Here is a 15,945-nt window from a genome sequence, read left to right on the forward strand (position 1 = left end):
TTTCTGCAAACTCAAACAATTCCGACGATGCGCAACACGCTTCGACAAGCTCGCCAGAAACTTCCTCGCCGCCGTCGCTCTCGCTTCAACACGCCTCTGGATCAGAACTTATGTGTCCACAACCTAGTCGTAGTGGGGTGGGGTCTATCGGCCTTGCGCAAGGCCGATAGACCCCACCCCAACCCAGTATCAGGTGAAACGTCCCCCGGACGTTTCAGATCGGTCCGGGGGACCGATCGACCTGATACTCCTGAAGGAGAGGGGCTTTCTTCTCTCAATGGCAGTTTCCGGTCGAAACCCTCCGGTGCTCCGTCTACCGCGGCCTTTGCATGATCCAGCTGAACGCCATCGCGTTGAAGATCGTATAGAGGCCATAGAGCATCAGCGCGGCGAACCAGTTCCGCGTCGCGATCGCCATCGCGCCGACGAGCAGCAGGAATTCGAAGACGTAGGTGATGTTCGGCCCGACCTTGTCCGCAAGCGGCTTCACCATCTGCTGGATCAGCGGATCGTCGCTTTCCATGAAGGCGCGGTGCATCGCGAAATTGCCGATTCCGGCACAGAAAATGGCGACAAGTGCGATATACATAGGTTTGCAGATGGGGCAGCCGGGGTGGAAATGCCAGAAACTTTCGGGTTATAGGAGCGCGTCGTCCGCGCGCCGGCCCCGCGCGAACGATCGAACGAACCCGGCTTCCGCCCCCGCAAGAAGGACGTCTCGTTGACCGCTCTCCCCCGTCTGGTCGCGCTTTGCCTGCCTCTCGTGTTCGTCGCGGTTCCCTCACATGCCGCGCAGGAACCGGCCGATCCGGCGCCGCCCGAGCCGCTGGAGATCAATCCGGTGCTCGTCGACCCGGTGGTGGCGGCCCCGCTCCCGGTCGTGCTCGTGCCGCCCGATCCGCCGCTGCCCGACGCGCTGCGCGCAATGATCAACGCCGCCTTCGCGAGCGGCGACAATGACGATGTCGAAGCGGTAGCCAAGTTCGCCCGGCAGACGCATCCGGCCAATATCGGCGAAATCGACGCGCTGCTCGCCTATTACCGCAGTGGGCACCCGCCGGAGGTTCCGTTCAACCCGGTGCGCAACATGCTCGCCGCCGCGATGGCGAGCGGCAGGGACGCCGACGTTGAGGCGGTGGCAAAGCTTGCCAAGGCCACAATCCCGGAGGACGCCGCCGAAATCGAGGAGCAGGTCGTCGCCTATCGCGCCGAACGGCAGCGGCAGAAGGACGAGGCGGCGGCGGCGGCGCGCGCAAAACTGGCGGCGGCGAAATTCTGGGAGAATTGGAAAGGCGAGGGGCAGATCGGCGCGTCGCACAGCAGCGGCAACACCAGCTCGGCCGGCCTCAGCGCGGGCCTTTCGCTGGCGCGCAAGGGGATCGACTGGACGCACAAGCTGCGCGCGCAGGCCGATTACCAGCGCACGAACGGCAAGACCTCGGTCGAACGCTATCTGGCCGAGCTCGAACCGCAGTACCGGATCGACGAGCGTACTTTTGCTTATGGCCTTACCCGCTGGGAACATGACCGGATCCTCGGCTATGACACGCGCTGGAACCTGTCGGGCGGGCTTGGCTACAAGGTGGTCGACACCAAGAAGATGACGCTGAGCCTGAAAGGCGGCCCGGCGTTCCGCCAGACCGACTTCATCGACGGCAGCAACGACACCGAACTGACCGCGCTTGCAGGGCTCGATTTCGGCTGGCAATTGTCGCCGACGTTGCGGCTGACGCAGGTCGCCTCGACGATTATCGGCGAATCCAACGGTTCGACCAGCTCGCAGACCGCGCTCAACGCCAAGCTGACCGGCGCGTTGTCGGCGCGCATCGCCTATTCGGCGCAGATCGACACCAACCCCCCGCCGGGGATCGAAAGCGTCGACACGCAGACGCGCTTCACTTTGGTCTACGGCTTCTGAATCCTCCCTGCCGCGAAGCGGTGGGGAGGGGGACAATGCGAAGCATGGTGGAGGGGCCGCGAGGTTGCGTCATTGGCCCCTCCGTCAGCCTCTTCGAGGCTGCACCTCCCCATGGCTGCGCCACAGGGAAGATCCGCACTAGTCGAACGCGTTCGCGCCGCCGATCCGCTCGCCGTCGGCGAGCAGGCCGGTGCCGGGGACATGGTTGAATTCGACGCGGATGCCGTCGGGGTCCTCGAACAGCACCGAATAATAGCCCGGCGCCCACGGCTCTTCCTGCGGTTCGTGGACGATATGGATGTCGTCGCGGCGCGCGAGGAATGCGTGAACCCGGTCGACCGCGGCGCGGTCGCGCATCCGGAAACATGCGTGATGCAGCCCCGGCGCGCCCTGATCGAAGCGCTTGCCGGCATTTTCGGGGCTACCGGTGCGGATGCCGATCGCGGTGCGCCCGCCGACGCCATAAAGCATATGCTCGCTGTCGAGCACGAGCTTCAATTCGAGATATTCGATCATCGCGCGCCAGAAGGCGGTCGATCGTTTGAAGTCGCCAGCGGTCAGGATGACGTGCGCGACGCCGTTGAGGTCGCTCATTTTATCGCCGCGAGGACATAGAGAAATTCGGCGAAGCCCATCGTCGCGTCGACGAGTCCGGCGACCTTCGGATTGGTCGAATCGATGAGGAAATATTCGTCGGGAGCATGCGCGCCCGACCCATGGCCGATGCCGAAATGCGCGGCGGGGATCGACACCGGCGGCGCGGTGAAGGTTGCGCCCGGCCAGCTGCCCGCCATGCGCGGGTTGAGGCTCGTTTCGATGCCGAGCTTCTTGTAGGTCGCGAGTTCGGAGCGGACGAGGCGGCTGTCCTCGGCGACCTCGGTCGGGTCGTAGCCGCCCGAAACATTGACCTCGACATCGGTGAAGCCATGCTTGTCGAGATGCGCGCGCAGCTTCTTTTCGGCCTCGGCCCGCGTCTGGTTGGGGACGAGGCGCAGGTCGAGCTTGGCGACCGCGCGGCCGGGCAGGATCGTCTTGCCGCCGGGGCCGGTATAGCCCGCGACGAGCCCCTCGATATTGACCGTCGGTTCCTGCGCGAGGCGGATCAGCGCGTCGTCGTAGGAAAGATTGTCGATCCAGTGGGTGATGCCGAGCGCCTGTTTCTGCGCGGCTTCGTCGCCTGCCTTCGCGGCCTCGCGGATCAATGTCTTTTCGCGCTCGGTCAAGGGACGGACATTTTCGAACCAGCCCTCGATCGCGGGCTTGTTGCCATCGGGGGTGACGAGCGTCTGGAGCGCCTGCACGAGCCGCCATGCGGGCGAGTCGACCATCGCCTTGAGGCTCGAATGGACATCGCCCTTCGGCCCGCGACCCCATTTTTCCCCGCTCGCGACGAGTTCGAGCTCGATGATGCCTTTCGACCCCAGGTTGACCGTGACGTTGCCGGTCTTGCCCTGCGAGGCGAAGGGGATGAAGATGCCCTCGCACTTCTTCAATGCGGCGAGGACGTTGGGTTTGGTCGCGATCTGGCGGAAGTGCGGCGAGCCGATCTCCTCCTCGCCCTCGCAGACGAGCACGATGTTCACCGGCAGCTTGCGCCCTGCCGCGCGGATCGCGTGGAGCGCGGCGAGGAAGGTCGCCTCGGGCCCCTTCTGGTTGACCGCGCCGCGGCCCATGATCGCTTGGCCGAAACCTTCGCGCTCGACCATCTTGCCTTCGAGCGGCGGCGACGACCATTCGGTCGGGTCGAACTGTTTGACGTCGTACATGAAATAGATGCCGAGCGTGCGTGGGGCGCCGACGTCGATCGTGCCGAACACGCCCGGATGGCCGTCGGTCGGCACGATCTCGACATTGGTGAAGCCCGCATCCTTCGCGAGCTCGGCCATATAGGCGGCGCCCTCTGTCATGTTGCGGTTCTCGGCGGCGATCGAGGGGAGCGCGATCCAGTCGCGGATGCGCTTGATCGAGGCGGCCTTGCCCGCCTCGGCCGCCTTGCGGATGTCGGCCATCGTTCCCGACTGCGCCCAGAGCGGGATCGGCTGCATGAAGGCCGCGCCCGCGCCGAGCATGGCGGTGCCGCGAATCACGTCGCGGCGGTTCAGCTTGTCGACGTTACGGAAATCCATGCTGCGTCCCCTGGCTGTTTATGTGGCGGGGAGTGTTGGACAAATTGAAGGGGATAGCAAGGAGGCACCGGCGGGATCCCGGCCTTCGCCGGGATGACTGAAATCGTCGTCATCCCGGCGAAGGCCGGGATCTCGCCACTTCGGCGAGGACCGTCAGCTCAGTAGCTGCTCGAACAGATCGTCCCAGTCGGGATTATTCTCGCTCACCAGCCGCCGCTTCCAGTCGCGATGCCATTCTTTTAGCGCCTTTTCGCGCGCAATGGCTTCGTGCATTTTGGCGTGAAACTCGACATGGACGAGCTTGTGGATGTTGTAGCGCCGGCAATGCGCCGATCCTTCGCCGGCTCGGTGCTGCATCATGCGCGCGGCGATGTCGCTCGTTACGCCAATGTAGAAGAGCTGGTTGCCGCGATTGGTGAGGATGTAGACGCAGGGCTGGCGCATGAAGCCTTCCTACCCTTCTTCGTCATTCCGGCGAAGGCCGGGTTCTCTCCGTTGCGGAGGTTTTAGACCGTGAGGGCGAGACCCCGGCCTTCGCCCGAGTGACGGAGAAAGTTTTGAAGCGAAGTTTGCGATTACGCTGGCCCCGCACTTGAACCAAAGGGCTTCCTCGCCTTCTCCCGGCGGTGCGGTCAACCAGCAGTCATTGTCGTTCATTGGGGCGATCCTTAAAGTCGGATCACCCCCTTAGTCGCGGAAAGTCCCCCTGTTCCAAATGATAAACATGCGAAACTAGGTTACGCTGCCGAATTCACACCTTCTCCAGCAACCCCTCGTCCGCGATCCTTTTCTGCCACAGCTTCGGCGCGTTGACGTGGACATTCTGGCCTTCGCTGTCGACCGCGACGGTGACGGGGAAGTCCTTGACCTCGAACTCGTAGATCGCCTCCATGCCAAGGTCGGCGAAGCCGACGACCTTGCTGCCCTTGATCGCGCGCGCCACCAGATAGGCGGCGCCGCCGACGGCCATGAGGTACGCGCTCTTGTGCTTCGCGATCGCACTGGTCGCGGCGGGGCCGCGTTCGGCCTTGCCGACGCAGGCGAGCAGGCCCTGACCCAGCATCATGTCCATGAACTTGTCCATGCGCGTCGCGGTCGTGGGCCCTGCGGGGCCGACGATTTCCTCGCCGACCGGATCGACCGGGCCGACATAATAGATGACGCGGCCCTTGAACTCGACGGGCAGCTGCTCGCCCTTCGCGAGCATGTCGGCGATGCGCTTGTGCGCGGCGTCGCGGCCCGTGAGCATCTTGCCGCTCAAGAGCAGGCGGTCGCCCTGTTTCCAGCTTGCGACGATTTCGGGAGTGAGCGTGTCGAGGTCGACGCGGATCGCGGCCTGATCGGGCTTCCAGTCGATCTGCGGATAATCGGCGAGCACCGGCGGTTCGAGGAAGGCGGGGCCGCTGCCGTCGAGGGTGACATGCGCGTGGCGCGTCGCGGCGCAGTTGGGGATCATCGCGACGGGCTTCGACGCGGCGTGCGTCGGCCAATCGGCGATCTTGACGTCGAGCACGGTCGCGAGCCCGCCGAGCCCCTGCGCGCCGATGCCGAGCGCATTGACCTTTTCATACAGCTCGATGCGCAGTTCCTCGGTCGGGTTCGCGGGGCCCCGCGCGAGCAGCTCGGTCATGTCGATCGGATCCATCAGCGACTGTTTGGCGAGCAGCATCGCCTTTTCGGCGGTGCCGCCGATGCCGATGCCGAGCATCCCCGGCGGGCACCAGCCGGCGCCCATCTGCGGCACCATTTCGAGCACCCAGTCGACGATCGAATCCGACGGGTTCATCATCTTGAACTTCGACTTGTTCTCGCTGCCGCCGCCCTTCGCGGCGACGTCGATCACGACCTTCGCACCGGGGACCATCTCGACGTTGAGGACCGAGGGCGTGTTGTCCTTGGTGTTGACGCGGCTGAAAGCGGGATCGGCGAGGATCGAGGCGCGGAGCTTGTTGTCGGGGTGGAGATAGGCCTTGCGCACCCCCTCGTCGACGACCTGTTGCAGGCTGCGAGGGCTGTCGAGGCGGCAGTCCATGCCCCATTTGATGAAGACGGTGACGATGCCGGTGTCCTGGCAGATCGGGCGGTGCCCCTCGGCGCACATGCGGCTGTTCGAGAGGATCTGCGCCATCGCGTCCTTCGCGGCGGGCGAGACTTCGCGCTCATACGCGGCGCCCAATGCGCGGATATAATCCATCGGATGGAAATAGCTGATGTACTGGAGCGCGTCGGCGATCGTTTCGATGAGGTCGTCTTCGCGAATGATCACGGTGTTCATGTGCAGCCTTTCGCCCATTTTGGGGATTCGCGGGCTTCCCTAGACCTGCATTGCCGCAGTGGAAAGGGGGTCAGGCGCGGCGCCGGCCAAAGACGCGGCGGGTAGGCAGGACGGCGCCCGGCGTAGCGGGCTCGGGCGCCGTGTGGCTCCAGTCGACGAGGGGGCGTTTGCGGGCGAGGGCCTGCCAACTGCCCGTAGCGGCGAGCGCGAGAAGGAGCAGCCAGCCGCCCGCCGCCGACGGGATCAGCGCCCAAGCGAAGGCCGCGGGGGTGACGATCGCCATCGCGGTCGGGATGGCGGCGAGGATCGCGAGCGTGCCGGCCAGCGCCCACCAGCGCCCGAACTGCGTCGCCGCCGCGCCGATCACGACGTTGGTCGCCGCGATAGCCAAGAATTTGGCGGCGACGGGGTAGGGAAGGCTCGCCATCGCGGGCGAATAGTCGCCGAGCGTGAAGGCCGCCTGGATCTCGAAGAGCAGCCAGTTTTCCCATGCGTCGCACAAGGCCGCGGCGACCGGCAGCACGGCGGCGGCGAGCAGCGCGCGATGCCGGAGCTCGCGCCATAAGGCGATGCAGCCGCTGACGAGAAAGCCCGCGTAGAGCAGCATATAGAGATAGTCGCGCTCGTTGCCGGTGCGCATCGCGGCGAGGCGCGTCACCTGCTGCGGGTCGGTGAAGAAGCCGAAGATCGCCTCGAGGTCGGCCTGGCTGCCCGCGAATTCGAATGCGAGCACCGGCGCGCCATAGCCCGGCGCGATGTCATGCCCCGTTTGCGGGAAGACCTGCGTCAGATGGAGGCCGAAGAGCAGGGTCGCGATCCCGAACGCGAGCGTCCAGATCCACGCGCGCGTCGGCGCGGATGGGCGCGCGTGCTGCGCCTCGATCCAATGCTGAAGCCCCCCGAACATGCTCTAACCGTCCGGTGGAGCGCGGCGGCTCACCTTATTGGCACTCGGCGCATTTGCCGCGCACCTCGATCACCGGGCGTTCGGCGGCGAAACCGGTGGCGTTCGCGGCGGCGCGGACCCCGGTCGACAGCTTGTCGTCGTCGACATGAACCGCGGTGCCGCAGCTGTCGCAGATCAGGAAGATGCAGTCGTGGAGGCAGCCCGGATGGCTGTTCGCGACGAAGGCGTTGGCGCTCTCGACGCGGCGGACGAGGTTGTTCGCGACGAACAGGTCGAGGATGCGGTAGACACTGTTCGGCGCGACGCGCTTGCCGCGCTTTTGCGAGACGATGTCGGCGATTTCATAGGCGCTCGCGGGCTTGCCGATTTCGGCGACCGCGTCGAAAATCTCGGCGCGCATGTCGGTCCAGGCTTCGCCCGCGCCCTCGAGCGCGGTCTGCGCCGCCTTGGCGAGCGAGGCGCCGCTGGCCTCGACGTGCGGATGATCATGCTTGCCCATCGGCGTTTCCTCATGCGCGGATAATTCCGCGCCAACTACGCTTTCAATGTAGGCTCTTTGGAGGGCGCCCGCAAGCCGCGGACCGGTCCGTTTCGGCGGACGCGTCAGTGCCGCGCGCGGCGGTTGAGGTCGTGGCCGAGTGCAACGACCGCAACGCCGATCATCGTTGCGAGCACTTCGCTGCCGTCGTGCGGCCGCGACAGCGCGCCCGCCATCATGCCGAGCCCGAAGCTACCGACCGCGAAGGGCATCATATAGCCATGGCTGAGCACGCCCGAAACGAGCGTGATGAGCGCAAAGCCGATCGCGATGATCAGGCCTATTTCGTGGAACAGATGGTTTTCGAGAAACACCCCGCCGACCGAGGCGATCGAGGCGAAGAAGATCGTCGTCGCAAGGCAATGGACAAGGCAGAGCCCCGACAACCCCATCGCCAGCTGGTCACCCGACAGCGACGTCAGCGGCCGCGAATCGCGTGCAGCCTGAACCAGCGCGGCCCCCCGTCTCAAGAAAGAGGCAGGGCGCGTCAGGACAGGGGCAGGGCTGGCGACATGGGTCACCCGATTCTCCGTTCAACGATTACGGGTCCTGATATGGCATAACATGACAAAGGTTACAACATCACACACGCGAATCTTTTTGACTTGGCCCGAGGGCAGGATCAGTCCGTTTTATGGAGAAAACCGGGTGAGGAGGGGCGGTTATGAGCCCATTATCGAAGCCGCTGAAACTGCCGTGCGGGGCGATGCTGCCGAACCGCATCGCCAAGGCGGCGATGACCGAGGGGCTGGCGACCCCCGACGGCCGGCCGACCCCCGAGCTCGACCGGCTCTATGGACTGTGGTCCGACGGCGGCGCGGGGCTGCTCATCGGCGGCAATCTGGTGATCGACCGCGACCATCTCGAACGCCCGGGCAACGTCGTGATCGACGGGGCGCCCGACGCCGAGATGATGGCGCGGCTGGCGCGATGGGCCGCGGCCGGAACGCGCGGCGGCAATCATTTCTGGCCGCAGATCAGCCATAGCGGGCGGCAGACTCCGGCGATCGTCAACCGGCACCCCAAATCGGCATCGGACGTTCGGCTGGGGCTTCCCGGCGGACAGTTCGGTCAGCCCGAGCCGCTGACGCGCGGCGAGATCGCCGGGCTAGTCGAACGCTGGGCGGTGGCGGCGAAAGCGTGCCAGGACGCCGGTTTCACCGGGGTGCAGGTGCACGCCGCGCACGGCTATCTGATGTCGCAGTTTCTGAGCCCGCTGTCGAACCGGCGGGCCGACGAATATGGCGGCAGCCTCGAAAATCGCGCGCGCCTGCTCCTCGATGTGATCGCCGCGATCCGCGCGGCGACGGGGCCGGCGTTCCCGATCTCGGTCAAGCTCAACAGCGCCGATTTCCAGAAGGGCGGTTTCGCTTTCGAGGACAGCCTGACCGTCGCGGGCTGGCTCGAAGCCGCGAGCGTCGACCTGATCGAGATTTCGGGCGGCAGCTACGAACAGCCCAAGCTCCTCGGGATCGAAGGCATGGAGGAAAGCGCCGCGCAGAATGTCGCGCCCTCGACGCTCGCGCGTGAAGCCTATTTCGTCGATTTCGCGCTCGCGATGCGGGCCGCTGTGTCGGTGCCGCTGATGGTGACGGGCGGCTTTCGAACGCGCGCCGCGATGGAACAGGCGCTCGAGCGCGGCGCGGCCGACGTGATCGGGCTCGGCCGCCCGATGTGCCTGACGACCGACGCCCCGAGACAATTGCTCGCCGGCGCCGAAATCTTGCCGCGTTACGAGGAGAGGCTGGGGCTGGTGCCCCGCTGGCTGGGCTTTCTGAAACGCCTCCAGATCGTCAAGGCGATCGACGGCTTTGCCGGCATCTACTGGTTCTACCAACAGCTCTGGCTGCTCGGCCATACGGGCCGGGCGGACGAACAGCTGAGCGTCTTTTCAGCCTTCCGCACGCTCGAGGCGCGCAACAAGGCGATCATGAAAGCGCGGGGTTAGGCCGCGCTCTCTTCCGCGCGCAACGCCTTGCGGTCGAGCTTGCCGATCATCGTCTTGGGGAGGTTCAACCGCACGTCCACCGCATTCACTCGCTCGTGCTTGCCGAGTTGGGGGTTGAGCCAGGCGGCGAGCGCCTCGCCGCTGACGTCGAAGCCCTCCTCGAGCGTCACGAAGGCTTTCGGCGCCTCGCCGCGATAGGCGTCGGGAACGCCGAGCACGATCGCTTCCTTGACCGCGGGATGTTCATAGAGATGCGCTTCGATCACGCTCGGGTAGACCTTGAATCCGCCGACCGCGATCATGTCCTTCAGCCGGTCGACGATGCGGATATAACCGCCCTCCTCGACCACGGCGACGTCGCCGGTGCGCAGCCAGCCGTCGTCGGTGAAGCTGTCCTTGTCGGCGTCGGGGCGGTTCCAATAGCCCTGCATGATCTGCGGCCCCTTTACCGCCAGTTCGCCGGGCTCGCCGTCGGGTGCGTCCTTGGTCGGGTCTTCCTTGTCGAGCAGGCGGATGTGCGTCGCGGGGATCGGCTGGCCGATCGTGCCCGGGCGCACCGGGCCTTCATAAGGATTGGTCGCGACGACGCCCGAGCTTTCGGTGAGGCCATAGCCCTCGACGAGCGACGCGCCGGTGGCGGCGACGAATTTCTCGCGCAGCTCGGCGGGCATCGGCGCGCCGCCCGAGATGCAGACGCGCAGGCTGGAGAAGTCGGTGGCGGCGAGCGACGGGTGATCGAGCAGCGCCTGATACATCGTCGGGACGCCGGGCAGGGCAGTGGTTTTCGTCCGCGTGATCGCCTGAAGCGCCTGTTTGGCGTCGAAGCGCGGCAGCATCGTGATCGTGCCGCCGTTGAGTATTGTGCGGTTGAGCACGCAGGTGTTGGCGAAGACGTGGAAGAAGGGGAGCACGCCGAGGATACGGTCCTCGGCATCATGGTCGGGGTCGATCGCGTTCACCTGCCGCGCGTTGGCGGTGAGGTTTTGGTGCGTCAGCTTGGCGCCCTTCGGCGTCCCCGTTGTACCCCCGGTGTACTGGATCAGCGCGATGTCGGTTTGCGGGTCGATCGCGACGGGGTCGGGGCGGCCGTCATTGTCGGTCAGCGCGGAAAAGCGGATGACGCGCGGATCGGCGGGAAGCGGCGCGACTTCGCTGCGTTTGAACAGGCGATAGAGCACCGACTTCGCCGCCGGCAAACCGCCCGCGACCGACCCGACGACGAGGCGCGTCAGGCTCGATCCGTCGAGCACCTTCAAGGCGGTGGGGAGGAGCGCCGCGGCGCTCAGCGTGAAGAGCGTGTCGGTGCCCGAATCCTCGACCTGCGCCTCCAGCTCGGCGACCGTATAGAGCGGCGAGAAATTGACCACGGTCGCGCCGGCCGCGAGCGCGCCATAATAGGCCGCGACATAATGCGGGACGTTGGGGAGGAAGAGGCCGACGCGGCTGCCCTTGCCGAGCCCCAGCTGCTGGAGTCCGCGCGCGACGCGCGCCGCGCCGCGCGCCACCTCGGCATAGCCGAACTCGCGGCCCAGAAAATCGAGCATCGGCGCGTCGCCTTTTCGCGCCACGCTGGCGGCGAGCATGTCGGGGAGCGAGAGCGGCGGATAATCCTGATCCCAGGCCGTCGGATGATGGTAATCGGTCGACCAGGAAAAGCGGCTGTCCATCGCGTGCGGGATCCTCTCGAATATTGTGCGGCTTCCTGACACTAGGGTCAGTAAGCTGCAACCGCAACCGGGCTCGCTTGCGGCGCGGCGTCGCTGCGGCTAGGCAGCGCATATCGTTCTCGCCAGGGGTTTTGCCATGCCGCAACTGTCATCGCGTGTCGCCGCGCCGCTCGTCCTTCTTGCCGGCGCGCTCGCCGTTCCGGCCGCGGCGAAGGACAAATTGCCTTCGGAACGCCCCGCGCAGATCCAGGAACTCTACGCGTGTCGCGACATCGCCGACGCGGCGGCGCGGCTCGCCTGTTTCGACCGCGAGGTCGGCGAATTGTCGAGCGCCGATCAGGCGCGCGAAATCACCTTTACCGACCGCGAAACGGCGAAAAAGGCGCGGCGCGGCCTGTTCGGTTTTTCCTTTCCCAAGCTCGGCGGAATTTTCGGCGGCGACGAGGATGAGGTCAAGGAGATCGAAACGACGATCCGTTCGGTAAGCCTCGATCGCTCGGGCAAATATACGCTGGCCATGGAAGACGATGCGGTGTGGACGCAGATCGACACGACGCGGCTGCCGCGCCAGCCCAAGGCGGGGCAGAAGGTCAAGATCAAGGTCGCGACGATGGGCAGTTATTTCGCCTCGATCGAGGGCGGCCGCACGATCCGCATGAAGCGCGACCGCTGATCGCCGCGGGCGCGCGACCGACCGTGAGATAGCGATGGCGGGCGGCGACGCGATCCCTTTGCCGGGGCCGGGCTGCCCGCCCTTCGTGCTGCTCGACGATGCACGCGCCGAGGGCGCGGCGGCGGCGCGGCTGTTCGCCGAGCCCGTCGAAATACTCACCGCCTGCTCCGCCGCCGAGGTGCCGGGCCTGCTTGCGGCGCTCGAGGGCGCGCGGGCGCGCGGGCTCCATGCTGCGGGCTATCTGTCGTACGAAGCGGGCAAGGGGCTCGGCCCCGCATGGAGGGGCGCGGTGGATACCACGGCCGGCGCGGTTCCGATCGGCTGGTTCGGTCTGTTCGAACGCGCCCGGCGGATCGCCGCCGATGCGGTGCCCGGCCTGCTGCCCGATCCCGATGCGGCGTGGGTCGGCAGGCCGCGGCCGCGCGTGGCATGCACCGACTATCTCGCGGCGGTGGAAGCCGTGCTGCGGCTGATTCGTGCGGGCGACATCTATCAGGCGAATTTGACCTTTCGCGCCGACGTGCCGGTGTTCGGCAATCCGCTTGCCGTCCATGCGCGGCTGCGGCGGACGGCACGCGCGGGCTATGGCGGGGTGATCTGGACGGGCGAGCAGGCGATCGTCTCGCACTCGCCCGAGCTTTTCTTCGCGCTGCGCGATAAGCAGGTGATGGCGCGGCCGATGAAAGGGACGGCGGCGCGGCTTGCCGATCCCGAAGCCGACGCGGCGGCCGCCCGCGAGCTTGCCGAAGATCCGAAGCAGCGCGCCGAAAATCTGATGATCGTCGACCTGATCCGCAACGACCTGTCGCGCGTCGCGGTGCCGGGGTCGGTCGCGGTGCCCGATCTGTTCCGCGTCGAAAGCTTTCCGACGATCCATCAGCTCGTGTCGGACGTCGGTGCGCGGCTGCCCGAAGGGCGCGGCGCGGTGGATGTGCTGCGCGCCGCCTTTCCGTGCGGGTCGATCACCGGGGCGCCCAAGGTGCGCGCGATGGAAATCATCGACGAACTCGAAACCGACGCGCGCGGACTTTACACGGGGTCGATCGGCTTTATCGAACCGGGGGGCGATGCCGCGTTCAATGTCGCGATCCGCACGCTCGTCTTCCCGCAAGGCGGGTTGCATGGCGGACCGGCTTGCGCCACGCTGGGACTCGGTTCTGGAATCGTCGCCGACAGCCAACCGGCTGAAGAATGGCGCGAATGTCTGGCCAAGGGGGAATTTGTGGTTGTAGCGGGCGAAAGCTTCGACCTGATCGAGACGATGCTTTTCGATCCGGTGGAGGGCATCCAGCGGCTCGAGGGGCATCTCGCGCGGATGAAGGCGAGTGCCGAAACGCTGGGCTTTATCTTCGACCGGCACGGTGCGCGCAACAGCCTGCAATCGGCGACCTTCCGCCTGCGCAGCGCCGCGCGGGTGCGGATGCGCCTCGCGCCATCGGGAGCGCTCGCGATCGAGGTGTCGCCGCTGCCCCGCCTTGCCGAATTGCCGGTGCCGGTCGCGGTGCGCTCGGCGCCGATGGCGGCGGGCGACTTTCGCCTCGCGCACAAGACGAGCCTGCGCGCCGCCTATGACACGGCGCGGCACGAGAGCGGCGCGGCCGAGGTCGTTTTCGTCGACGAACCGGGTTTCGTCACCGAAGGCAGCTGGAGCAACATCTTCGTCGAGCGCGAAGGGCAGTTACTCACCCCGCCGCTCGCGCTGGGGCTGCTCCCCGGCGTGCTGCGCGCCGAGCTGATCGACAAGGGGCGCGCGGTCGAATCGCACCTGCGCCTTGCCGATCTCGAAAGCGGCTTCTTCATCGGCAACAGCCTGCGCGGGCTGGTGCCGGCGCGGCTCGTCGACGCTGCGGCATCCTCGATAGGCTGACCTGCCCGCCGCATAGGTAAATTATCAAGCTGCGCGCTTGCGAATATCGGCCGGAGGCTTTAGGCGCGGCCGCGCGCAATTTCCTGTCCCTTTGCAGCCCGACCGCGCAAGCCACGGAAGATATCGTCATGTCGCTGAAGCCCCATGTCTCCGCCGCCCTCAACCGCATCCAGCCCTCGGCGACGCTCGCGATGACCGCGCGCGTCTCGGCGCTGAAAGCGTCGGGTGTCGATGTCATCGGGCTCAGCGCGGGCGAGCCCGATTTCGACACCCCCGATTTCGTCAAGGAAGCGGCGATCGAGGCGATCCGGAACGGGCAGACCAAATATACGCTGGTCGACGGCACGGTGGCGCTGAAGGAAGCGATCCGCGGCAAGTTCCGCCGCGACAACGGCCTCGATTTCGGGCTCGACCAGATTTCGGTCAATGTCGGCGGCAAGCATACCTTGTTCAACGCGCTCGTCGCGACGGTCGATCCGGGCGACGAGGTGATCATCCCGGCGCCCTATTGGGTCAGCTATCCCGACATCGTCGCCTTCGCGGGCGGCACGCCGGTGATCGTCGAGGGTACGGCGGCGCAGAACTACAAGATCACCCCTGCGCAGCTCGAGGCGGCGATCACCAAGAAGACGCGCTGGGTGATGCTGAACTCGCCGTCGAACCCGTCGGGCGCCGCCTATTCGGGCGAGGAGCTCGACGCGCTTGGCGAGGTCATCCGCCGCCATCCGCACGTCATGGTGATGACCGACGATATGTACGAGCATGTCTGGTACGCCGACTTCGAATTCACGACCTTCGCGCAGCGCTGTCCCGACCTGATCGACCGCGTCCTGACGGTGAACGGCTGTTCGAAGGCCTATGCGATGACCGGCTGGCGCATCGGCTATGCGGGCGGGCCCGCGTGGATCATCAAGGCGATGGGCAAGCTCCAGTCGCAGTCGACGTCGAACCCCTGCTCGATTGCGCAGGCCGCCGCCGCCGCCGCGCTTGGCGGGCCGCAGCAGTTCCTCGACGATCGGAATGCGGCGTTCAGAAAGCGCCGCGACATGGTGGTCGCGATGCTCAACGACGCACCGGGCCTCGACTGCCCGGTCCCCGACGGCGCTTTCTATGTCTATCCCGACGCATCGGGCTGCATCGGCAAGAAGACGCCCGCGGGCCATGTCATCGACAGCGACGAGGCCTTGATCGACTATTTCCTCGATTCGGCGCGCGTCGCGGCCGTTCATGGCGGCGCCTTCGGCCTGTCGCCGGCCTTCCGCGTCTCTTACGCGACGTCCGAAGCGGTGCTGAAGGAAGCGTGTGTGCGTATCCAGCAGGCGTGCGCAGCGCTAAGCTAAGCGTCGGTTTACCGCTGCATAGGAATTTTATACCGATCGGTCTTGTAATGTGGGCGGGCGGGCCTATTTGAACCTGAACGCCGGTTAAGCGCCCGGTTCACCGGATGGTAAGTCATCGCGTATAGAGTGACCGCCATCACCGACGGATGGCAAGGGGCGCGTCATATTGCCGGTGTAACCAGGGCGGCTCCGGCCGCGAACAAGATAATATGATAAGAGGCCCCTATGCTCTCCATGCTCCGCTCCGATTGGTTTTTGACCATGCTCGCCGGCTTCGCGATTGGCGCGACTTACATCGTCCTCAATCAGCCGGCGCTGCCGATCCCGGCATGACGCCGCTGCGGCGGGCGCCGTCGCCTCGCGCCGTCGCGGCGCTGGCGGCGGGGGCGGGCGGGCGCGGGGCGGGGGCCCCCGCGGGGGCCCGCCGCTCCGGGCGGGGGGGGCGGGTGGCGGACGCGTCGGGGCAAGCTCATGCGGCACTCTCCTTGGCGCTATGGATAGCATCGGCGAGGGTGGGGGTGAAAGCCTCGACATGCGGCCCCGCGGCGTCGCCATGTGCGGCGATGATGTCGATAAACGCCGACCCGACGAGGACGCCGTCGGCGACCTTGGCGATCTGCGCGGCCTGTTCGGGGGTGCGGACGCCGAAGCCGACCGCCACGGGCAGGTCGGTCGCGGCTTTCAGA

General features: G+C 66.3%; 15 protein-coding genes and 1 pseudogene. 6 read left to right on the forward strand and 10 right to left on the reverse strand.

The annotated features are described in order from the left end of the window. Positions 1-127, forward strand: a pseudogene (locus tag FG95_RS20330) (IS5/IS1182 family transposase); the annotation flags it as partial. 186 nt (positions 128-313) lie between these two features. On the opposite strand, the gene FG95_RS16305 reads toward FG95_RS20330, so the two are convergent. After that, positions 314-589, reverse strand: a complete 276-nt coding sequence (locus tag FG95_RS16305) for a hypothetical protein (RefSeq protein WP_037557250.1) — start codon at positions 587-589, stop codon at positions 314-316. Positions 590-721: 132 nt separating this feature from the next. On the opposite strand from FG95_RS16305, the gene FG95_RS16310 reads away from it, so the two are divergent. After that, positions 722-1,918: a DUF481 domain-containing protein gene (locus tag FG95_RS16310; RefSeq protein ID WP_235211600.1), complete on the forward strand. Its 1,197-nt coding sequence runs from the start codon at positions 722-724 to the stop codon at positions 1,916-1,918. A 138-nt stretch (positions 1,919-2,056) separates the two neighbouring features. On the opposite strand, the gene FG95_RS16315 is transcribed toward FG95_RS16310, so the two are convergent. From FG95_RS16315 to FG95_RS16345, 7 genes are all read right to left on the reverse strand, one after another. Then, positions 2,057-2,512: a VOC family protein gene (locus FG95_RS16315; RefSeq protein ID WP_037557251.1), complete on the reverse strand. Its 456-nt coding sequence runs from the start codon at positions 2,510-2,512 to the stop codon at positions 2,057-2,059. After that, the gene (locus FG95_RS16320; protein ID WP_037557252.1) at positions 2,509-4,044 is read right to left on the reverse strand and encodes a M20/M25/M40 family metallo-hydrolase; all 1,536 of its coding nucleotides are present in this window, start codon (positions 4,042-4,044) and stop codon (positions 2,509-2,511) included. The genes FG95_RS16315 and FG95_RS16320 overlap by 4 nt, the downstream gene beginning before the upstream one ends. 153 nt (positions 4,045-4,197) lie before the next feature. Then, positions 4,198-4,488 (reverse strand): GIY-YIG nuclease family protein, encoded by a 291-nt coding sequence (locus FG95_RS16325; protein ID WP_037557253.1) that lies wholly within the window; start codon positions 4,486-4,488, stop codon positions 4,198-4,200. A 307-nt stretch (positions 4,489-4,795) separates the two neighbouring features. Next, positions 4,796-6,319, reverse strand: coding sequence for a fumarate hydratase (locus FG95_RS16330; protein ID WP_037557264.1), 1,524 nt, complete (start codon positions 6,317-6,319; stop codon positions 4,796-4,798). Positions 6,320-6,389: 70 nt separating this feature from the next. Further along, positions 6,390-7,226 (reverse strand): hypothetical protein, encoded by an 837-nt coding sequence (locus FG95_RS16335; RefSeq protein ID WP_200880216.1) that lies wholly within the window; start codon positions 7,224-7,226, stop codon positions 6,390-6,392. 34 nt (positions 7,227-7,260) lie between these two features. Then, positions 7,261-7,725: a Fur family transcriptional regulator gene (locus FG95_RS16340; protein ID WP_037557254.1), complete on the reverse strand. Its 465-nt coding sequence runs from the start codon at positions 7,723-7,725 to the stop codon at positions 7,261-7,263. A gap of 104 nt (positions 7,726-7,829) precedes the next feature. After that, the gene (locus FG95_RS16345; protein WP_081933213.1) at positions 7,830-8,285 is read right to left on the reverse strand and encodes a MerC domain-containing protein; all 456 of its coding nucleotides are present in this window, start codon (positions 8,283-8,285) and stop codon (positions 7,830-7,832) included. A gap of 143 nt (positions 8,286-8,428) precedes the next feature. Here FG95_RS16345 and FG95_RS16350 point away from each other — a divergent pair, with 143 nt between their 5' ends. Further along, positions 8,429-9,712, forward strand: a complete 1,284-nt coding sequence (locus tag FG95_RS16350; RefSeq protein ID WP_037557255.1) for an NADH:flavin oxidoreductase/NADH oxidase family protein — start codon at positions 8,429-8,431, stop codon at positions 9,710-9,712. Here FG95_RS16350 and FG95_RS16355 read toward each other — a convergent pair. After that, complete coding sequence (locus FG95_RS16355; protein ID WP_037557256.1) at positions 9,709-11,379, reverse strand: AMP-binding protein; 1,671 nt, start codon at positions 11,377-11,379, stop codon at positions 9,709-9,711. The two genes, FG95_RS16350 and FG95_RS16355, sit on opposite strands and share 4 nt — an antisense overlap. Before the next feature lie 136 nt (positions 11,380-11,515). Here FG95_RS16355 and FG95_RS16360 point away from each other — a divergent pair, with 136 nt between their 5' ends. From FG95_RS16360 to FG95_RS16370, 3 genes are all read left to right on the forward strand, one after another. After that, a complete protein-coding gene (locus FG95_RS16360) occupies positions 11,516-12,052 on the forward strand; it encodes a hypothetical protein (RefSeq protein ID WP_037557258.1) in 537 nt (178 codons plus the stop codon). Between the two features lie 34 nt (positions 12,053-12,086). After that, a complete protein-coding gene (gene pabB / locus FG95_RS16365; RefSeq protein ID WP_200880217.1) occupies positions 12,087-13,919 on the forward strand; it encodes an aminodeoxychorismate synthase component I in 1,833 nt (610 codons plus the stop codon). A 128-nt stretch (positions 13,920-14,047) separates the two neighbouring features. Continuing rightward, a complete protein-coding gene (locus FG95_RS16370; protein WP_037557260.1) occupies positions 14,048-15,259 on the forward strand; it encodes a pyridoxal phosphate-dependent aminotransferase in 1,212 nt (403 codons plus the stop codon). Positions 15,260-15,728: 469 nt separating this feature from the next. On the opposite strand, the gene FG95_RS16375 is transcribed toward FG95_RS16370, so the two are convergent. Beyond that, a partial coding sequence (locus tag FG95_RS16375; RefSeq protein WP_037557261.1) for a tryptophan synthase subunit alpha occupies positions 15,729-15,945 on the reverse strand: 217 nt, incomplete at its 5' end.

The sequence above is a fragment of the Sphingopyxis sp. LC363 genome (genome assembly GCF_000756385.1).
Taxonomy (GTDB): Bacteria; Pseudomonadota; Alphaproteobacteria; order Sphingomonadales; family Sphingomonadaceae; genus Sphingopyxis.

Excerpts from the sequence above, each read along its gene's own strand:
- FG95_RS16325 (WP_037557253.1), bottom strand. The coding sequence starts at position 4,488 with ATGCGCCAGCCCTGCGTCTACATCCTCACCAATCGCGGCAACCAGCTC.
- FG95_RS16355 (WP_037557256.1), bottom strand. The coding sequence starts at position 11,379 with ATGGACAGCCGCTTTTCCTGGTCGACCGATTACCATCATCCGACGGCC.
- FG95_RS16340 (WP_037557254.1), bottom strand. The coding sequence starts at position 7,725 with ATGGGCAAGCATGATCATCCGCACGTCGAGGCCAGCGGCGCCTCGCTC.
- FG95_RS16370 (WP_037557260.1), top strand. The coding sequence starts at position 14,048 with ATGTCGCTGAAGCCCCATGTCTCCGCCGCCCTCAACCGCATCCAGCCC.
- FG95_RS16320 (WP_037557252.1), bottom strand. The coding sequence starts at position 4,044 with ATGGATTTCCGTAACGTCGACAAGCTGAACCGCCGCGACGTGATTCGC.
- FG95_RS16360 (WP_037557258.1), top strand. The coding sequence starts at position 11,516 with ATGCCGCAACTGTCATCGCGTGTCGCCGCGCCGCTCGTCCTTCTTGCC.
- FG95_RS16305 (WP_037557250.1), bottom strand. The coding sequence starts at position 589 with ATGTATATCGCACTTGTCGCCATTTTCTGTGCCGGAATCGGCAATTTC.
- FG95_RS16315 (WP_037557251.1), bottom strand. The coding sequence starts at position 2,512 with ATGAGCGACCTCAACGGCGTCGCGCACGTCATCCTGACCGCTGGCGAC.
- pabB (WP_200880217.1), top strand. The coding sequence starts at position 12,087 with ATGGCGGGCGGCGACGCGATCCCTTTGCCGGGGCCGGGCTGCCCGCCC.
- FG95_RS16335 (WP_200880216.1), bottom strand. The coding sequence starts at position 7,226 with ATGTTCGGGGGGCTTCAGCATTGGATCGAGGCGCAGCACGCGCGCCCA.
- FG95_RS16350 (WP_037557255.1), top strand. The coding sequence starts at position 8,429 with ATGAGCCCATTATCGAAGCCGCTGAAACTGCCGTGCGGGGCGATGCTG.
- FG95_RS16330 (WP_037557264.1), bottom strand. The coding sequence starts at position 6,319 with ATGAACACCGTGATCATTCGCGAAGACGACCTCATCGAAACGATCGCC.